This window comes from Desulfobacterales bacterium, from assembly GCA_028704555.1.
Lineage (GTDB): Bacteria > Desulfobacterota > Desulfobacteria > Desulfobacterales > JAQWFD01 > JAQWFD01.
Genome location: JAQWFD010000005.1, coordinates 39,155 through 57,456 on the forward strand (window position 1 = coordinate 39,155; position 18,302 = coordinate 57,456).

At 51.0% G+C, this 18,302-nt stretch carries 20 protein-coding genes; 6 read left to right on the top strand and 14 right to left on the bottom strand.

Annotated features, from left to right (window positions below; genetic code table 11):
* Positions 1-130: 130 nt before the first annotated feature.
* Positions 131-346, bottom strand: a complete 216-nt coding sequence (locus PHQ97_03325) for a hypothetical protein (GenBank protein ID MDD4391766.1) — start codon at positions 344-346, stop codon at positions 131-133.
* A gap of 142 nt (positions 347-488) precedes the next feature.
* Between PHQ97_03325 and PHQ97_03330 the strand changes: the two genes are divergently transcribed.
* The 4 genes from PHQ97_03330 to PHQ97_03345 all read left to right on the top strand — a co-directional run bounded on the left by PHQ97_03330 (position 489) and on the right by PHQ97_03345 (position 6,281).
* Positions 489-1,253 carry a DUF2760 domain-containing protein gene (locus PHQ97_03330; protein ID MDD4391767.1) on the top strand — a complete coding sequence of 255 codons (765 nt, stop codon included), beginning with the start codon at positions 489-491 and terminating at the stop codon, positions 1,251-1,253.
* 130 nt (positions 1,254-1,383) lie between these two features.
* Positions 1,384-3,201: an Hsp70 family protein gene (locus PHQ97_03335; GenBank protein MDD4391768.1), complete on the top strand. Its 1,818-nt coding sequence runs from the start codon at positions 1,384-1,386 to the stop codon at positions 3,199-3,201.
* The gene (locus PHQ97_03340) at positions 3,191-5,977 is read left to right on the top strand and encodes a hsp70 family protein (GenBank protein MDD4391769.1); all 2,787 of its coding nucleotides are present in this window, start codon (positions 3,191-3,193) and stop codon (positions 5,975-5,977) included. Before PHQ97_03335 ends, PHQ97_03340 begins: the two co-directional genes overlap by 11 nt.
* Positions 5,978-6,077: 100 nt before the next feature.
* Positions 6,078-6,281, top strand: coding sequence for a hypothetical protein (locus PHQ97_03345; GenBank protein MDD4391770.1), 204 nt, complete (start codon positions 6,078-6,080; stop codon positions 6,279-6,281).
* A 4-nt stretch (positions 6,282-6,285) separates the two neighbouring features.
* On the opposite strand, the gene PHQ97_03350 is transcribed toward PHQ97_03345, so the two are convergent.
* From PHQ97_03350 to PHQ97_03360, 3 genes are all read right to left on the bottom strand, one after another.
* Complete coding sequence (locus tag PHQ97_03350) at positions 6,286-6,552, bottom strand: hypothetical protein (protein MDD4391771.1); 267 nt, start codon at positions 6,550-6,552, stop codon at positions 6,286-6,288.
* A 167-nt stretch (positions 6,553-6,719) separates the two neighbouring features.
* Entirely contained in the window at positions 6,720-7,256 is a 537-nt protein-coding gene (locus tag PHQ97_03355) for a gamma carbonic anhydrase family protein (GenBank protein ID MDD4391772.1), read from the bottom strand.
* A 75-nt stretch (positions 7,257-7,331) separates the two neighbouring features.
* Positions 7,332-8,120, bottom strand: coding sequence for an FRG domain-containing protein (locus tag PHQ97_03360; protein MDD4391773.1), 789 nt, complete (start codon positions 8,118-8,120; stop codon positions 7,332-7,334).
* A 405-nt stretch (positions 8,121-8,525) separates the two neighbouring features.
* Between PHQ97_03360 and PHQ97_03365 the strand changes: the two genes are divergently transcribed.
* Positions 8,526-9,197, top strand: coding sequence for an HAD hydrolase-like protein (locus tag PHQ97_03365; protein ID MDD4391774.1), 672 nt, complete (start codon positions 8,526-8,528; stop codon positions 9,195-9,197).
* Between the two features lie 10 nt (positions 9,198-9,207).
* On the opposite strand, the gene PHQ97_03370 is transcribed toward PHQ97_03365, so the two are convergent.
* The 10 genes from PHQ97_03370 to PHQ97_03415 form a co-directional block, all read right to left on the bottom strand.
* A complete protein-coding gene (locus PHQ97_03370; protein MDD4391775.1) occupies positions 9,208-9,447 on the bottom strand; it encodes a hypothetical protein in 240 nt (79 codons plus the stop codon).
* A 30-nt stretch (positions 9,448-9,477) separates the two neighbouring features.
* The gene (locus PHQ97_03375; GenBank protein MDD4391776.1) at positions 9,478-9,855 is read right to left on the bottom strand and encodes a hypothetical protein; all 378 of its coding nucleotides are present in this window, start codon (positions 9,853-9,855) and stop codon (positions 9,478-9,480) included.
* A 115-nt stretch (positions 9,856-9,970) separates the two neighbouring features.
* The gene (locus PHQ97_03380; protein ID MDD4391777.1) at positions 9,971-10,342 is read right to left on the bottom strand and encodes a CbiX/SirB N-terminal domain-containing protein; all 372 of its coding nucleotides are present in this window, start codon (positions 10,340-10,342) and stop codon (positions 9,971-9,973) included.
* 44 nt (positions 10,343-10,386) lie between these two features.
* Positions 10,387-10,953 (bottom strand): elongation factor P-like protein YeiP, encoded by a 567-nt coding sequence (gene yeiP, locus PHQ97_03385; GenBank protein MDD4391778.1) that lies wholly within the window; start codon positions 10,951-10,953, stop codon positions 10,387-10,389.
* Between the two features lie 30 nt (positions 10,954-10,983).
* Complete coding sequence (locus PHQ97_03390) at positions 10,984-12,162, bottom strand: cation:proton antiporter (GenBank protein MDD4391779.1); 1,179 nt, start codon at positions 12,160-12,162, stop codon at positions 10,984-10,986.
* 64 nt (positions 12,163-12,226) lie between these two features.
* The gene (locus tag PHQ97_03395) at positions 12,227-13,801 is read right to left on the bottom strand and encodes an NAD(P)H-hydrate dehydratase (GenBank protein ID MDD4391780.1); all 1,575 of its coding nucleotides are present in this window, start codon (positions 13,799-13,801) and stop codon (positions 12,227-12,229) included.
* 35 nt (positions 13,802-13,836) lie between these two features.
* Complete coding sequence (locus tag PHQ97_03400) at positions 13,837-13,977, bottom strand: hypothetical protein (protein ID MDD4391781.1); 141 nt, start codon at positions 13,975-13,977, stop codon at positions 13,837-13,839.
* A 366-nt stretch (positions 13,978-14,343) separates the two neighbouring features.
* Positions 14,344-14,955, bottom strand: coding sequence for an HD domain-containing protein (locus PHQ97_03405; GenBank protein ID MDD4391782.1), 612 nt, complete (start codon positions 14,953-14,955; stop codon positions 14,344-14,346).
* Between the two features lie 389 nt (positions 14,956-15,344).
* Positions 15,345-16,007: a metallophosphoesterase family protein gene (locus PHQ97_03410; protein ID MDD4391783.1), complete on the bottom strand. Its 663-nt coding sequence runs from the start codon at positions 16,005-16,007 to the stop codon at positions 15,345-15,347.
* 14 nt (positions 16,008-16,021) lie between these two features.
* Positions 16,022-16,660, bottom strand: coding sequence for a peptidylprolyl isomerase (locus PHQ97_03415; protein ID MDD4391784.1), 639 nt, complete (start codon positions 16,658-16,660; stop codon positions 16,022-16,024).
* A 497-nt stretch (positions 16,661-17,157) separates the two neighbouring features.
* Between PHQ97_03415 and PHQ97_03420 the strand changes: the two genes are divergently transcribed.
* Entirely contained in the window at positions 17,158-17,766 is a 609-nt protein-coding gene (locus PHQ97_03420; GenBank protein MDD4391785.1) for an acetate uptake transporter, read from the top strand.
* The last annotated feature ends 536 nt before the right edge of the window (positions 17,767-18,302 follow it).

An 18,302-nucleotide genomic window follows, 5' to 3' on the forward strand; every position in this document is an offset into this window, starting at 1 on the left:
ATTCGAAAAATTGTTTTAAATCTATCGCCTTCCGCTTTGCATGTTGATTTTTCACCGCGTCGGCATTTTTCATCTTTTGTGATATTGATAATCGTTTTCTTGCAATACCATATCATATATGATTACCATATCACAACCGTTTAGACAGCTGCCGGTCTCCGGTGGATAAAAGCAGGGGCTGGGTAGACGGCGTACGGTGCAGGTCCGTATTGTCGTTGACAGCAGCTGGGGAAGATGGCAGCGGGGAGTAAGCAGTGGCAGAAATGGGGTACAGGTGCACGGATATGGGTTGCCGGTCCGGGTTGCTCCATCCGATAAGCTTCTTGACAGTTGATCGATTAATCATTAATGACTGATTCGGCGATGCCAGAAACAAAGATTTTAAGCCTCCGGATACGCCATGGATTCATCCGCTTAAAATCTTTGACTTCCTATAACTTGAAAAAGCCGTCTCATCCGGGATGCAAACTGAAAAGGAGTTGAATATTATGGATCCAGTCAAGTCGTGTTCGCGGCGGTTGTTTGCTGTGCTCTTCACAGGTACGCTGTTATTGTTCTGCGCGGTGGCAGCGGCCGGTTATCTGGGCCTGAATATGGCATCCGAAAGTCTTCTGGTAACGCTGGCCAACGCAGACCCGTCCCTGTCTGAAACGCAGGATATCTCCGGTCAGATCGCCATGTTCAATGATTTTTTCGTTACGATCGCCGTTCCGGTTGCTGCCGGAATATTTTTTATCTTTTTTATTCTGAGCTGGGCCATTGCCAGGGGGCTGACCGCCAGCGTGATCAAATCCATCCAGCAGCCTGTCCGAAAAAAACAACCGTCCGAAAAAGCCACATCACCGGAGGCCCGGAAAGAAAAGGAAAATCAGGATAAACGGCTCTTTGTGCATCTGATGACGGTGCTGCAGCGGGAAGGGCGGTTGATGGATTTTTTTTCCGAGGATCTGACGGTTTATGAGGATGCCCAGATAGGCGCTGCCGTAAGAAATATCCAGGAAAACTGCAAGAAGGTGGTGGATAAATATCTGGCGCCACAGGCAGTGGTATCGGAAGCTGAAGGAGAGCAGATAACCATTTACAAGGGATTTGATCCCAATACAGTCCGGTTGACCGGCAATGTGACCGGTGAGCCTCCCTTTGCCGGTGTGGTGCGTCACAGAGGCTGGAAAGCGGAAAAAGTGGACCTTCCGACATTGTCCGGTGCACAGGACCCGGGAGTCATTGCCCCCGCCGAGGTGGAGATCCTTTAAATCAGGGGCCAGGGTACAGGGCAGATAGCGTAAGGCGTATGGGCTCGGGAAAGCGTAGACAGCCGGAAGCGGAAAAAAGCTGGTGGATTGGGATCAGGAAGAGGAAAACACGTGGAAAGGATAAATTGTTTTGTCTGAACCGGTTTATATCGTAGGCATTGATTTGGGAACCACCAACTGTGTGGTGTCGTATACGCGTGCGGAGATCCGGAAAGGGGAGAAACCGGAGATCCGGATTTTTGAGATTCCACAGGTGACCGGGGTCGGAACAGTTGAAACGCGGGATATGCTGCCGGCATTTATACTGGTGCCGGGTGAACTCGATGTTCCGGAAGGCGCATTGGCACTGCCCTGGAAAACAGACAGCCGGATTGGCATCGGAGAATTTGCGAAAAACCGGGGCGAGGAACTGCCGCATCGGTTGATATCTTCCGCAAAATCGTGGCTTTGCAATACCATGGTGGACCGGCATAAGCCGATTTTGCCATGGGATGCCCCGAAAGACAGCACGAAGTTATCACCGGTCGAAGCCTCTGCGGCCATGCTGAGCCATATTCGGGACGCCTGGAATTACCGCATGGCCTCAGACGATGAACTGCTTTGTCTGGAAAGCCAGGATATCTTTCTGACGGTACCCGCATCGTTTGATGCGGTCGCCAGAGAGCTTACGGTCAAAGCCGCGGAAATGGCCGGCCTGTCCAATATTACCCTCCTGGAAGAACCTCAGGCAGCGTTCTATGCCTGGATTGAAGCGATGGGCGAGCAGTGGCGCGATCATATTCAAAAAGGCGATCTGATCCTCGTCTGTGATATCGGCGGCGGGACAAGTGACTTCAGCCTGATCCGGGTATCTGAAGAAGACGGGGATCTGGCCCTTGAGAGAATTGCGGTCGGCAGTCACCTTCTGGTCGGGGGGGATAACATGGATCTGGCCCTTGCCTATTCGGTTGCCGGATCCCTGGCAAAAAAAGGCACCCGTCTGGATTCATGGCAGATACGGGCATTGTGGCACAGTTGCCGGAAAGCCAAGGAAACGATACTGTCGGCCTCCGGTATTGAAAATTATTCCCTGACAATTCTTGGCCGGGGCAGCAGCCTGATCGGAGGGACCCTGAAGGCGGAATTGACCGCAAATGAGGTAGACCAGGTGATCCTGGACGGGTTCTTCCCGATATGCGATAAAACAGCCCGGCCGGTTGAACAGCAGAAAGCCGGTATCCGGGAGCTGGGGCTCAGGTATGAATCCGATCCTGCCATTACCCATCATCTGGCACAGTTTGTCAGTCGTCAGCAATCCGGGGAACAGGGGGGCATGGAGCTGCCCACCGCCATTTTGTTCAACGGCGGTGTGATGAAGGCCGCGCCTGCCAGAAAACGGGTTCTGGATGTCGTGTCATCGTGGATGGAACCCGGCAGCACCACGGCCGTTCGTGAGATCGAATCCAGGAATCTTGATCTTGCCGTAGCCAGGGGAGCGGCGTATTACGGATTGACCCGGAGAGGGGAGGGAATCAGAATTCGCGGTGGCCTGGGCCGGTCCTATTATATCGGTGTGGCCGCGTCTCTGCCGGCAGTTCCGGGGATGCCCGTTCCCATGAAAGCCCTGTGCGTGGCGCCATTCGGTATGGAGGAAGGCACCACCGCTACAGTGGAAACCCAGGCCTTCGTGCTCGTGGTGGGAGAACCGGTTAAATTCGATTTTCTGGGATCGTCCACCCGTCATGATGATCATATCGGAACGGTGGTTGAGGACTGGGAAGGCGGGATTGAGGAAATTACCACACTGGAAACCACCCTGGAAGGAGAATATGGCACGGTGATACCCGTGAGCCTTGAAATCAAGGTTACCGGGGTCGGTACGCTTGAATTGTGGTGCGTTTCCGGAGAAGACGGTCAGCGGTGGCACCTGGAATTTAATGTAAGGGAGAAAGAGTCCGTTGGAGCTTAAAGACAAGCGTTACATCGTAGGCATCGATCTGGGAACGACCAATTCAGCGGTATCGTATGTGGACCTTCAGGTAGAGAAAGGAAAAGCTCCGCAGATCCGGATATTCAATATCCCCCAGCTGACCGGCGCCGGTGAAGTGTCCGGGCTTCCGGTGCTGCCCTCGTTTCTTTATATTCCGGGGCTCTATGATATATCCCGTGAAGCGGTCATCAAACAGTGGGACACAGGGGATGACAATTTTGTCGGGGCATTTGCCCGGGACCACGGCGCAAAAGTGCCGGCCCGGCTGGTATCCTCATCCAAGAGCTGGCTCTGTCACTCCAGAGTCGACCGCAGGGCTAAAATCCTTCCGTGGGGTTCGGGTGAAGAGGTGGCCAAGGTATCCCCGGTACAGGCGAGCGCCAGTTTTTTAAATCATATTCGAAATGCCTGGAATGCGGATAAGGGAGAGGATGACGATCTGTACCTGGAAAATCAGGTCGTTATCATTACGGTACCCGCCTCGTTTGACGAGGTCGCCCGTGATCTGACCGTTGAAGCGGCATACCAGGCCGGGTTAACCCATATCACGCTTCTGGAAGAGCCGTTGGCGGCATTTTACAGCTGGCTGATCCGGCATGAACATAACTGGAGCGATTTTGTCCAGCCGGGCGAGTTGATTCTGGTCTGCGATGTCGGCGGCGGCACCACGGACTTTACCCTCATCACCTTGAGGGAAGTGGATGGAACTCCCCGGTTTGAACGAATCGCCGTCGGGGACCATCTGATACTCGGTGGTGACAATGTAGACCTTGCCCTTGCCAGACGCATTGAAATGCGCTTTCAGCAGAAAAAATTTTCCGTCAGCGGAGATAAGTGGAAATCGCTTTGCCACCAGTGCCGGCAGGCCAAGGAACTGCTGCTGGATGGACGGGCCCAGTCTGCAAGAATTACGCTGATGGGCGAAGGCAGCCGATTGATCGCCGGAACGCTTTCGGCGGATCTGGATCGAAAAGAAGTGCAGGATGCGGTTGTGGAGGGGTTTTTCCCGCTGATCGATACAGCCGGCGCAATGAACACGCCGGCAAAAAAGGGGATCACTGAATTCGGACTTCCCTATGAGCCCGAACCCGCGGTTACCCTTCATCTGGGAAAATTTCTCGAGAAACACGGGGAAAATGTCAAACAGGTGCTGGGCAAAGAGCAATATGCCCCGGATCTGATCCTTTTCAACGGGGGATCGTTGAAGCCGGATGTCATTCAGGACCGGATCCGCGAAGCCATCCGATACTGGTTTAAGGAAGATAACCCCGGGATCCCGCGGGTCCTTGAAAATCCGGACCCGGATCTGTCCGTGGCACTGGGCGCTTCCTATTACGGACTGGTTAAAACCGGACGCGGTGTCCGGGTCGGCAGCGGCAGTGCCAGGGCCTATTACCTGGGCGTATCCGTAAAAGGAGATACCGCGGATCAGCGTCAGGCCATGTGTCTGATCGAAAGGGGACTGGAAGAGGGGTCGGACATCGAGCTCAAAGACAAAAAGTTTGAAGTGCTGGCCAATCAGCCGGTACATTTTGAAATTTACAGTTCCAGTTATCGCAGCGGCGATAGATGCGGCGATCTGGTGACAGTGGATGATACCCTGACAGCGCTGCCTCCGATTCAGACCGTGATCACCTACGGGAAAAAAGGGGCTGAAGCGTCCATTCCGGTTCACGTGGAAGCCAGTTACACGGAAATCGGCACCCTGGCTATCTGGTGCCGGTCACTGACAAGTTCTCATCGCTGGAAACTCCAGTTTCAATTGAGAGATAAAACGTCCGCGGCAGAGGTGGCGGAACAGGAAATTTTTGACACCTCTCTGGTAGAGGCTGTCCGTTGCCGAGTCCGGGATGCATTCAGCGGAAACGGCGATAAAAATTGTCTGAACAACCTGGCCAGGGATATTGTCGATATCGTTCAGCGCCCCAAAGATAAATGGCCGCTGGGCCTGATCCGTTCGATTGCCGATGAGCTGGTCGACCGGATTGATGCGCGAAAACTTTCTCCGGACCATGAAAGCCGGTGGTTGAATTTAGCCGGATTCTGCATCAGACCCGGATTTGGAGATGGTTTTGATGACTATCGCATCAAGCAGATCTGGAAAATGTATAAGGGCGGTGTCTGCTTTAAAAACAATGCTCAGTCCCGCTCGGAGTGGTGGATCATGTGGAGAAGAATTGCCGGCGGACTGACATCCGGGCAGCAGAGACAATTTCTTCAGGACCTGACACCGGCGATAATGCCTAAAAAAGGGACAAAAGTCAGAATCGCACCTCAGGAGCGCCTTGAAATATGGATGGCGGTGGCCAATATGGAACGGCTCATGGTAAAGGACAAGATCAAATGGGGTCGTCAGCTTCTGGATGAAATCAGGCCAAAAAAATGTATGCCCCAGGAGTTCTGGGCATTATCCCGACTGGGGGCCAGGGAGCTGTTGTATGGTCCGGCAGATCGGGTGATTTCACCAAAGGAAGCCTCCATGTGGACCGAAAAGCTGCTGAAGGAACCCTGGCGGAACCTGAATCCGGTTGGCGCTGCCGTATCCCAGATTGCCCGGAAAACCGGTGACCGCGTAAGGGACGTTGACCCTTCCGTATTGGAGCAAATCATTGAATGGATGAACCGGAACGGAATTTCGGAGAATCAAATCCGGTTGGTCAGAGACGTGGTTCATATGGAAAGACAGGAGCAAATCGCTATTTTTGGAGAATCCCTGCCATCGGGAATCGTGCTGCATGCCGGGGAAGATAGCTGATAGCCCTCACCCCTCTTTTTTTAAAAACCGGCTGTATTTCTCAATGTTCTGAGACGCCAAAAGAAGAAAAAATCCGCGGCAAAAACTATCCGCGCCAATTATGACCGGAGTGGATCTGGCTGAAAAAGTGATGTCTATCCGACCGGATATTCCGGTAATTTTGTATACCGGATACAGCGATCGGCTGATTCAACAGACAGCCCTGAAAGCCGGCATAAAAAAAATACTCCTGAAACTGTTTGTCATCCGGGAAATAGGGGGAGCGGTCCGGGAAACTCTGGATGCGGTGAAACGGAAAAGCTGAAGGCTCAGCCCCTGTCTTTCCACCAGCGGAACATCCTGCCCCCCACGATCTGTCCGGAAAAATAGGCGCCGATCAACACAGGGAACGTAATAAAGTGCCACCCGAGGCCTGTCATAAAACGCAGTCCGATCACAAAGGGAACCGGGAGGTGGACCGCCATAAACCAGGGGATGGCAAATTTTTTAACGCCTGCCCGCCAGAATCCGAACGGAAGATTCAGTATGAGCACTATCAGTGCCACGGTCCATAAATTCAGTACAGGATGTTCCATGAGTGACTTTCTGTATCAGTTTTTTGCGGTGACTATTTTTACACGATAAATAATTATTTTGCAACAGACGCCTGCAACACAGCCGGGGGGCAAGCGCAATCGGTGCCTGCCGAGGTCCTTGTGCAGCCGCAGTGAATACGGAATGAGGCGCAACGCACATGGATTTTTTACGACGCCGTCAACTCTGACACGATATCGGCCCTTTTGTACATTCCGGCATGGGTGGTATAGGCATTGGCGATAGTCGATATTTTTCTGATTTCGTCTTCATTGACTGAACGTTTCACTTTACCCGGTATCCCCGTAACCAGTGATGATGGAGGGATGACGGTGTTTTCGGTAACAACGGAACCTGCGGCCACGATGCTGTTTTTTCCGATGACGGCGCCATTCATAATCACTGCGCCCATGCCGATAACACATTGGTCCTCGATGCGGCATCCATGAATGATACACCGATGGGCGATGCTGACCTGACGTCCGATGCAAATCGGGCTCCCCGGATCGGAATGAAGCACGGACATGTCCTGAATATTTGTTTCAGGTCCGATCCTAATCCGATCACCGTCAGCCCGGATCACGCAGTTAAACCAAACGGAAGAATTTTCTCCGATGATGGTATCACCGATGATGGTGGCTGACGGAGCAATGAAAACCGTCGGATCAATCTCGGGGTTCATCCGGTTAAACGAATAGATGGGCATCGCTCACCTCTCTGTCCTTATGGTTTTTTTTGCCTCAAGCGATAGCGCGCCTCGGTCCGCCCGCAGGGCACAAGATCACAGCTTGGGGCTGTAATGGCGTTTGAGCCATCGGCTCAATCCGTCAAGTCCGGGAAAAAGAACCCGTTCGGTGATGTTCCCCTGGTCTAATTTATCGCGGATTTCCCATTTCAGCTCCGAGGGAATAATGATTTTATACCATATATCCGGGTGGTTGTTGAGCCAGTCATCATACGGGTCAATGGCGTTGGAAAATACCGAAAAAAAACCAAATTGATTGACAATGCGATCATCCACAGAAGCCGGCTCGAAAAATATGGAAAAATCATGATGGGAGAGTTCATAAAGCTCCTGAAGCGAATGCATACAATTTGCCAGCATTGGAACGGTAAATACGTTGGCGCCTTCCTGGTGAAGTTCCTGCTTGAGACAATCAGGCAGCAGCTGGTGGGCCTTGACATAATTGATGGCCCATATGGCCCCGTCGGTGTTAAATTTTTCAATGTTTGCCGTCGCAAAATGCATGGCGATAAAGGGGGAATAGGTCCAGTCCAGAAGCCGGGTTGGAAGCCCGTGATGCTGTGCGACAGAGAGCCAGTTCCAGACGGAATCGCTTTCCACGACATTGCGATACGCATATTTTTTAAAATTTCTCAGCAGATGCCGTTCAAGCTCGGAATAATCCCCGCCGAGGCGGATTAACGTAGTTTCAAGGTGATATTCGGAGTCCGAAAGTCCCCGAAAGGCATTCCTGGACCGGAATCGGCCGATCCCCGTGTCCATTGAATCATCATAGAGCTTTTCAACGAGTTCATTCCAGCTGTTGATTCGTATCTGATTCGTCATGAAAAGTCCTTATTTCGATTAATAAGAATGAATCTCATCTTCATAGCTTACCCGATTTCGTTTTTCAATGTGAAAATGAATATGGATAACTTTGCCGCAGATTTGCTCGGCAAGCCTCAAACCCTTTGCGCTTCTTAACGCTTCATGGCCCCCACATCTTTTCCCCGGATCGCGCCATGTCGTACACCGGCAACGGGCGGGACTCAGAGGCTACGCACGGCAAAATATGGCCGCAGTTATGATCAAGCCCGAAAAAATCAAACCATGACGCTGTCACAACGCCTGCGTGTCGCCGCCCTGACGGGCGGGTGAGAAATGCGGATTGACGGTTGACACGACACTTTCTTTTGCATAGCATGGTGTACCGTATCAATCCTATCTTACTTGTTTGTTCAGGAAAGAGTCATGAATTTTACAGAATTTGATGTTTATATATTTGATGTCAACGGGGTATTGATCAATTCAAATCTGGCCAATGCCGGTGCCATGGCAAAAGCCTTTACTGAAGATGTGACGCTTCAGCTTCAGATTTCCGATTTATACCTGAAACTGACGGGCATTGACAGGGGAAGCAAAATACGACGGATTCAGCATGAACTGATTCAGCGTCCGTTTGGAGACGGGGAATTTGAAATTCGCTGGAACCGGTTCAGGCAGTTGTCCGGAGAGGCCATGCTCACCGTTCCTCAGACAGCCGGATGCAGGCAGCTGCTGGATGAACTCGGTCGGTGTCACCGTACGCGGGTGGCGTTATCCAATACCCCCATTGAAGAACTCGGAAAATGCCTGTCAGCTCACGGGCTTGACAACCGACTGGATATCGTCCGCGGGGGAGGGGACTGGAGTAAAACCGAATCTCTGGTTCGTCTGATGGATGAATTTCATTTTGCTTCTTTGAAATGTGTGCTCATTGGCGATGGGAAAGGGGATCTGAATGCCGCGAGGCACTCAAATATCCCCTTTGTGGGAATCGATCCGGATACCGGTGAATTTGACGGGGAAACCGGATTTTACGGCCCATACAAAAGCCTGACTCAATGGGCAAAAGAGGCGTTTGATATCCGGGTACCTGAGTAAAACAATATTTTCAGCAGATGAATTTGCCCACGATCGCTGCTTCAGAAGCCCGGATCACTTCGGGCTCGATCCGTTGCAGTTCATCAACATTCCAGTAGCTGTCGTTTCCGAGAAGTTCAAGCGCCTGATGTTTTGATTCTGCCAGAACCATTACGTTTGCCCGGATGTAATTGTCCCTGCAGATATGGGGCTCATCCATCATCGACCAGCTGGAGAACTGCTTGCTGTGCCGCCAGATATAAATGTTCATGGTAAATCCTTTCCATGAGCCGGTGTCAGACTAATCAAACACGGCAAATGGGGGCAGACGGGTTACATCCGTTCCTTTGTCATCTCCCCTGACCGAGCTGTAGGCAGTAACCCCGGTGATATCCTGTGCCGGCAGTGAGCAGCCCATCACCTCCGGATACCTTCCCGAATGAATGCTCAAATGGGTCATGATACCGTCCTGCGGTAACTGGCTGACCTCTATGATCTGGTTCAGGTAAATATGATGGTTTCCCTGAAACAGGTTTGAATCCTTGCGAAATGAGTTCAGTTTTTCTCTGATCAGATTTAAAGCCGCATTGACGGTTTCAGCTTCAGCAAGATAATTGAAGTGTCCGTATTCCGGGGCATCGTCTGATGACTGGAATGAAAAATTTGCCAGATAGAGCATTATCGCGGTTCCTTTCTGGGTCTGTGTAAGTAATGTATTTCCGGATGGGCAATATTTAGGTATCCGGCAAATAAAATCAAGACTTAATTTCAGAACCCCCGGTTTTGAGTAAAAACTATTTTGCTTCCGGGTGGATCATGGACAGTAACAGGTCTGTCATGCCTTCGGATGAACCGATATGGGGACGAAGATGAAAGGTGATATCCGGATATTGAATCTGTTTGTTGTGAATCAGCTCGGGAATGTCCCGTGAGACATGGCGGCCGGCGGATAAAAAATACGGCAGGATCAGGATGCTGCGGGCGCCTGCCTGAATGCATGCATCAATTCCTTCCGGGATCGACGGACGGGCCTGTTCCAGAAACGCGCAGCACAGGATGATTGTTTTTCTGTCTAACCGGTTGCGTAACGTATAGGTCAGCTGTTGCACTTCTTCGTTGGATTCGCTGCGCCGGCTCCCGTGAGCGATCAATAATATCCCTTTCATTGTAATTCCTTCTGTTTTACCGCTGCCCGCTGATCCATACCCCCTTAAGCGCGGGAAAGAAATTTTCCGGTTTCAGTATTCACTTTTACCATCAGACCGGCTTCCACGTATTCAGGCACCTGGATTTCAATCCCGTTGGACAGGGTTGCCGGTTTTGTCCTGGCGTTGGCGGTAGCGCCCTTGATTGCCGGTCCCGTATCAATAATTTCCAGTTCGACCGTCTGCGGAAGTTCTATGGACAGGATATACCCCTCAATCAGCAGTGCCGTAATACCTTCCATACCGTCGGTAAGCCATGGCATCTGATCCTCTATATCATCGGCCGATACGCTGTGCTGGTTGTAATCTTCCATATCCATAAAGGTTAACATATCGCCGTCACGGTATAAATACTGCACCGGGCGACGATCCACTTCAACATTGGCCAGAAACTGATCGCCTTTGAAGGACTGATCTATCTTGCGACCGGTTTGAATATTGGTAAACCTGACTTTATAAAGCGTGGGGGCGCCACGTGAGGATGGTGACTGGACTTCAACCTGTTTGACAATACAGACCTGATCGTCAATCGAGACGATCATGCCTTTTTTAAATTCACTTGCCTTTGGCATTCAACGTTTCTCCTTGATTATTTTTTTTCTTCAATTCTGCAAACGAGCTTCTCCCGCCCGCACGATTCCGGTCCGTGTCAATACAGGTCCAATTACCTCAAACAGCACGGTGGATGCAACAACAATCGGAAGGATCAGATCCGTCAGTTCCGGCCGGCGCTGTATGGCGATCAGCGCCATGCCCAGAGCAACGCCTGCCTGGGGCATCAGTGCCATGCCCATCCATCGGGTAATGACGGAAGGTGCCCCGCTGATGCGGCCGCCAACCCAGCTTCCGATCAATCGCCCGATAATTCGGAAAACGATGTAGGCAGACCCGATCAGCCCTGCCCGATAAAGTGAGTTCAGATGAAGCGAAGCGCCGGCCAGCATAAAAAATAAAATCATAAATGGCCACTCAATCCCCTGAATGGCATGAAAGGGTCTGGTATGGTGCCGGGCCAGATTGGCGACCACGGTCCCCATCATCATGGATGCCAGGAGAAAAGATACCTCCAGCCACTGAGCGATGCCGCCGCAGAGGAAAACAAGCCCCAGTGCTTCAATCAGCGTCGGCTCTCCGGGTTTTATCCGGCCGGTGAGATACGCCATGGGAATGCCCAGCATGATTCCGACCATCAGGGCACCACCGATTTCCCATAATCCAGTCAATATAAGTGTAACCCCATGATGTTGCCCGATGAGGGTCTGGCTGATCGTTAGCATCAGACTGAAGGCAATCAGACCCCAGGCATCGTCGATGGCAACAATTCCCATCAGGGTTCTGGAAAATATTCCGTCGGATTTGATTTCATTTACCACATCCGAGGTCGCCACCGGATCGGTTGCCGTTGCAATGCCGGCCAGAAGGAGTGCTATATTTGCCGGAACGCCGATTAACATTAACCCGGATAAAACCGCCAGGACGGTTGCAATTACCTCGGTAATGGACAGCCAGAGAACCAGATGCCCATGGTGCTTGACAGCCGGCAGCGAAAATTTCTCCCCCAGGAGGAACCCGACCATGACCAGCGCCATGTTGGACACAATGTGACACCAGGGATTTTCCTGCGGGGTCAGAAAATGTAATCCCGAAGGCCCGATCAAAATCCCCAGTATCAGCAGAAGCGTCACTCTCGGCAGCCGGGTGCGCCGTCCGATGGCATCAGTCAGTAGTCCGAGGAGGAACAGGACGCCAAGGGTTATGAACGTTTTTGAAGGATGGCCCATATTCATCTCGATAATCAGATATCAGTAAATTATTTCCTGATAGCAGATAACCCATAGCCGGTAACTATACTACCCGAACCCCTGTGTAGCGTTCCTGCAGCATCTTGCTCAGACCGTTCCGGTCTGCTTTCAAGGCTTCGGGCAGATAGTTGAGAATATCCTGTGCCGTGATGCCGTCTTCGCCCCTATCGCCTGCGGCCATATCGCCTGCAAGGCCGTGAATGAAAACGCCTTTTCGGACCGCCTCTTCGATCGTAAGACCCAGACCGGACATGGCGGCGATGGTGCCGGTCAGGACATCGCCGGAACCTGCGGTCGCCATCCCCGGATTTCCACTCATGTTGATAAATATCTGTCCATCCGGAAGCCCGATCAGGGAGTGGGCCCCTTTCAGGACGATACTCGCGTTCAGGTCCGTTGCCGCGCGTTTCAGGATGTCGATTTTGCCGGTGTTGATTTCGGCCGTGCTGATATGGGTAATTCGTGACATTTCGCCCATGTGAGGGGTCAGTATCGTTGGCGATTTTCGCCGGCGGATGATTTCCGCATGATCGCATATGGCGCTGATCCCATCCCCGTCGATCAGCATGGGTTTGTGGATTTCTTCGGCCAGCTCTCTGATCAGCTGTCCGGTTTCCGGATTCAGCGACAGGCCCGGGCCGATAACGATCATGTCCATTTTATCGGCCAGTTCAAGCAGATCCGGTTTGTTTTTCAGTGAGATGCTTCCGGAAGGAGTTTCATGCTGGGGGATGAAAACGATCTCACTTCCCTTGCCGGCGATAAACGGGGTGATGGATTTCGGGCAGGCAAGTCTGGAATAGCCGCCACCGGCTTTCAGGAAGGATTCGGCGGCAAAATAGGGGGCGCCGAAATAACTGGCGGCGCCGGCTATAAAAAGGGTCTGACCGAATGTGCCTTTATGCCCGTTTTTATCTCTTTTCGGAAGCGGCAGGCGGTTGTTGATCTGTATGTTGAAACCATCGCCCATATACATGGCGGGCGGAAAGGAAATATGGGTGACATAGAGTTTGCCGCACAGGTCGTATCCGGGATAGAGAATGTTGCCGATTTTGGGAAGACCGAAGGTGATGGTATAATCGGCCTTTACTGCGTTGCCCATGATTTGTCCGGTATCGCCGTTGACACCGGAAGGAATATCCAGACTGAAAACGGTTTTACCGCTGGCGTTGATCAGGTCGATGGCATCGGCATAGATGCCCCCGACGTCACGGGCAAGACCGGTGCCGAAAATCGCGTCCACGATGGCGTCGCTGTGAAGTACGTCCATCCTTACGGATTCGATCGAGTCAACCTGCTTGACGGCAACGGGCAGCCGGGAGACGATATCCATATTCAACCCGGCAGTCGCTTTGAATCTGGCCGGATCGCCCAGAATGTATACTTTTACGATACCGCCATTTGAGTGGATCTTTCGGGCGACAACAAATCCGTCTCCTCCATTGTTGCCGATACCGCAGAAAACGATAAATGTTTTATTTCTGATTCCAAATTCTGTCAGCATCACGGTACAGGATGCCAATCCCGCGTTTTCCATCAGCAGTTCATCTTTTATGCCGAATATCTCAATGGCGTTTCTGTCCAGATTTCTCATTTGTTTAACTGTACTGATTTTCATGTTATCCCTCTTTGATTTCTCTTTAGTTTTGTTGATTATTTTTCGGTAAATTGTCTGGCCTTGCCCTTATAACTGATGGCATATGATCTGGACGGGGTGATGGTTGAGCCGGACGCACACCCCCAGATAAAAGATGTACTGAGACAAAGGAGGGACAGCTTTTTCAGAATGTTCATGATCAGGAAGGACCTCCTTCATAATTAAGGTTATCTTTTGGTATAAAAGCACACCTGTTATGAAAAATCAAAGTAAGGCATAACTTATTGAATTTTTTTCAGGGTAAGATTGAGATGCGCAAAGGAATGTATAGCAGAACCGATGCCGCGGATATCAAAACCAGGCTTGCGGCAAATTCAACATCCAGTCGTGTTCTGGAGGAGAAGACCCGTGTATTGAACCCTACCGGAGCAGATGCGCATAATATGGGAGTTTTAAAAGGCATACCCTGCAATGAGAAAAATTTTGCCAGCAGTAATCCACCGCCCAGCCCACCTGCGGCCCTGATGCATAAAACACATATAAGGGCGCGAAGGCCTCAGTCCTCAGTCCTTCAAGAGTCCTTTGCTCACCGCATTATCCATAATATGGGTAAAATAGTTCCATAGTTCCGGCGCTGTGTCTTTCAGGGGAAGGTTCCGGGATACGACCTGGGTGCGGGTTATCCCGTTTTTTTTCCAGGTTTCCCCTTCAGTATTGTAGTTGTGCAGAACTGGCTGAAGCCGGTCGATAGCCGAAGCAAAACAGGCTTCAGGGGTTTGTCTGCTTTCAAATTCATCCCAGAGTTCCCGGAACAGGGTTGCCTGGTCAACGGGCAGTATGTTGAAAATACGATCCGCTGCGATGCGTTCGCGTTCGGCCTTGTCCAGAGCGGCGATTTCATCATAGCAGAAGGTATCTCCGGCATCGATTTCAACCAGGTCATGAATGAGCAGCATCTGAATAACACGAAGCAGGTTGAGCTGCTGCTTGCCGGTATATTCGGAAAGCAGAACTGCCATGACGGCAATATGCCATGAATGTTCCGCATCATTTTCCTGCCGGGACCGATTCATCAGAAGGGTCTGTCGGCGAATGGCTTTTAATTTGTCAATTTCAATGATAAATTGAATTTGTTTTTCAAGACGATCCGTTTTTTTAATGTCCTGCAGTTCCATGATCTATTGTATCCTTGCCCCGGCAAGCCGGAATTGTTTTTTTGGGCTTGATCATAACTGCGGCCACAATGTCACGGGGTCCGTCCCGCCCGTTGCCGGCTTCTCCAGCACGATCCGGGGGATGCCGGGCCCATGAAGCTAAAGCGCAAAAACTCGGCAAGCCTCAAACAATTTGCGCTTCTTAACGCTTCATGGCCCCGACATCTTTTCCCCGGATCGCGCCATGTCGTACGCCGGCAACGGGCGGGACTCCGAGGCTGCGCACAGCAAAATATGGCCGCAGTTATGATCAAGCCCTTTTTTTACATTTTGTCTCAACCGAAGTGCCCCGCCAGCGGATAACGCTCCTCAAGCCGTCCGCAGGGCACTTATTCAATAAAAATTATGTCTTAGCTTGAATACGAGCGAATCTCCATGAATTCGATTTGTCGTCCGATCGTTATGCAGCCGTAGTACCCCCCGAAAAATGGTCCCGGGTTAAAGACCCGGGTGGATCCAATCGTATCGATGCCGGCGCCTTCATGGATATGGCCCGTAATGCACATCATCGGTTTGACATCTTCAATCAATTGTCTGATGGATTGGCTGCCGACATGATTGCCGTCTGTTGTCGTGTCGTTCATGGTTTGAAACGGCGGCTGATGCGTGACCAGAATATGCGGTTCGGTAACTGAAAGCCCGGAGGCCAGTTGCTCTGAACAGCGTTTGAATTGATTCTCGGTCATTTCATTGGGTGTCAGTCCGGGACAGGGCAAAGAGCCGCCAATGCCGGTAAACTGAATTCCGTGTACCCGTTTGCATTGGCAATGAAGACTCAGGCCCTCCTCGTTCAGCCAGGCTTCGACTTCCGGATAATCACAGTTACCTGAAACAGCCAGTATACGGGGCGTGTGCTTCCGGATGTGGTGGATGATGCGTTTTGCCGCCGACGTTCCGCCAAATTGGGTAATATCTCCGGCCAGGACGACCAGATCGGCAGCGGCCAGTTGATCGGATATCCGGTCGATGCCCGGTGCATATCCGTGAATGTCGGTTAATGTTATGATGTCCATGGGCTGTTGAGTCGTTATTCCTGGATGATGACGGCTTTGTTGATAGTGACCGGCGTGGACGGTACATTCGGAAGCCCCCCCTTTGATGTGGTGGGGACGCCTTCAATGGCATTGACCGTGTCCATGCCATCGATGACTCTGCCGAATACGCAGTACCCCCATTCCCGGCGGTTTTTTGCCTTGAAATTCAGGTAATCATTGTCCACGGTGTTGATAAAAAACTGTGATGTGGCCGAATGGGGAGCTGTTGTGCGTGCCATCGCGATGGTTCCGCGCAGATTTTTCAGCCCGTTGTCCGCCTCGTTTAAAATGGGATGATCCGTATCCCTTTTGGCTAAAGTTGCATCAAAGCCGCCCCCCTGGATCATGAAGCGGGGGATTACCCGGTGGAAAATCGTATCGTCATAAAATCCGCTTCGAACATAGAAAAGAAAATTGCTGACAGTGGCAGGGGCCGCCTTTGAATCGAGTTCCAGAAGAATATGACCGAGACGGGTTTCTAACCTTACCCGGGGATTTTCGGATTCGGCCCGTCCCTGGTGAAAGCCGGATATGATCAGAATCGTCAGAATCACTATGATTTTGAACAGGTGTTTCAATGGGCTTCTCCATACTGAATGTGCGTGTTGCTTCACAGCCGGGCCATATGTCATGACGCGACAGCGTGGTTGGCCAGCGATAGCCTCCCTTCCCCTCTACATTATGCCGGGAATAATTTCAATAGATGGACGTTCATTTTACTGAGAAATATGTATTGACAAACACATTGGATGTAATAAAATGAATTTACTTCATCGATTGAAATTCAATTATACAAATCAAAATAATTCATTTCACGCAGAATCCGTAAATGATCCACCTTTTCTGGTGAGATTTCAGGTGGATTCAAAATCCACTGGTACATCGTACAGCAGAGAAAAAACAGGGCCGTCTTTTGTTTTGTTTGAAATCGTGCAAGTTCTCTTTTCGGAGAGAATAAGAAATGCCGGAACAAAAATCCGATAGCATTTCCCGAATGCAAATCAGACAAAAATTTTATCCTCGATACGGTGTGCGTCCCGAGGATTGCAATTTAAACCTGGCGTATTCGGAGAGCCTTGACAGGTTTGGTTCGGACACGAGGTAACTTAAACTACAAAAGGAGGACATTATGGCTGAACAAAAATTAGTAAATCCGGCGGCAGTCGGTTTGGGAGGGTTCGCGTTAACCACCATGATTCTGCAGTTTCACAATCTGGGGTGGTGTGGTGTAGGCCCAGTTATAGCCTGCGGTCTGATCTACGGTGGCCTGGCCCAGATGATCGCCGGTTTTCTGGAACAGAAGACAGGCAACGCATTCGGTTTCAGCGCTTTTACCTCATACGGCGCGTTCTGGATCTGCCTGGGCGTTATTTTTCTTTTAAACCATTTTGGCATTTACAAGGCCAGTGGAACTGATGTGGGCTGTTTTCTTGTCGTGTGGACATTCTACACCGCTATCATGTTTGTCGGTTCCATGAGAACCAACAGCGCTCTGGCATGGACGTTTGCGACATTGCTGGCCGGCTTCATTCTGCTGGATCTGGGCCATTTCGGCTATCCGGCAATGACCAAAGTGGCGGCATGGGATCTGATCGTATGCGCGGCTCTGGCATGGTATGTCATGGCGCATGTCATTCTTGCCGATTTTGGCATTGTTGTGCCCGTCGGTAAACCCTGGATTGAACCGGTAAAAGCAGCGGCCACGTCCAAGGCGTCTGAATTGGTCTTAGAATCCTGAATGAAACTGTTTTTGCGTTCCATCCTCCACGAAAAGGGCCTCTGTTTCTCCCGTCACACAGTATGTGAGAAGCAGGGGCCATTTTTTATGTAAATTTCAGAATCCCCGATTTCACACCTGATAGCCTCATCCGGGCCTGATCATAACTGCGGCCATATATTCAGCTATGGTGTTCCCGCATCTTATTGCCGCGGGGCTTGGGTGAGCTTGATTTTCAGTTGTAACGGCTGCGGTTTTATGAGTAAAATAACCGGGTTGTTTTACAGACCCCGTCAACGGGTGTCTATCCGGGATTTTAACTTTTATAAGATAGGCACTGATGAGCGTTTCCAGTCCGGAAACAAACGGGTAGGGCAGACGTGTCGTTTAGGGGTTGCAGACACAGGACCGCTGATTTCAGGTAAACTGGATATTTACCGAGGCCCTGATTGCTGAATGGATGATTGTATTTTTCGGCTCAACGGATTTGACGATGTCTGCAATTGAAATGGGTATTGAGTTGATCCATGGAGTTCAACTGATGAGTAGACAGGGAA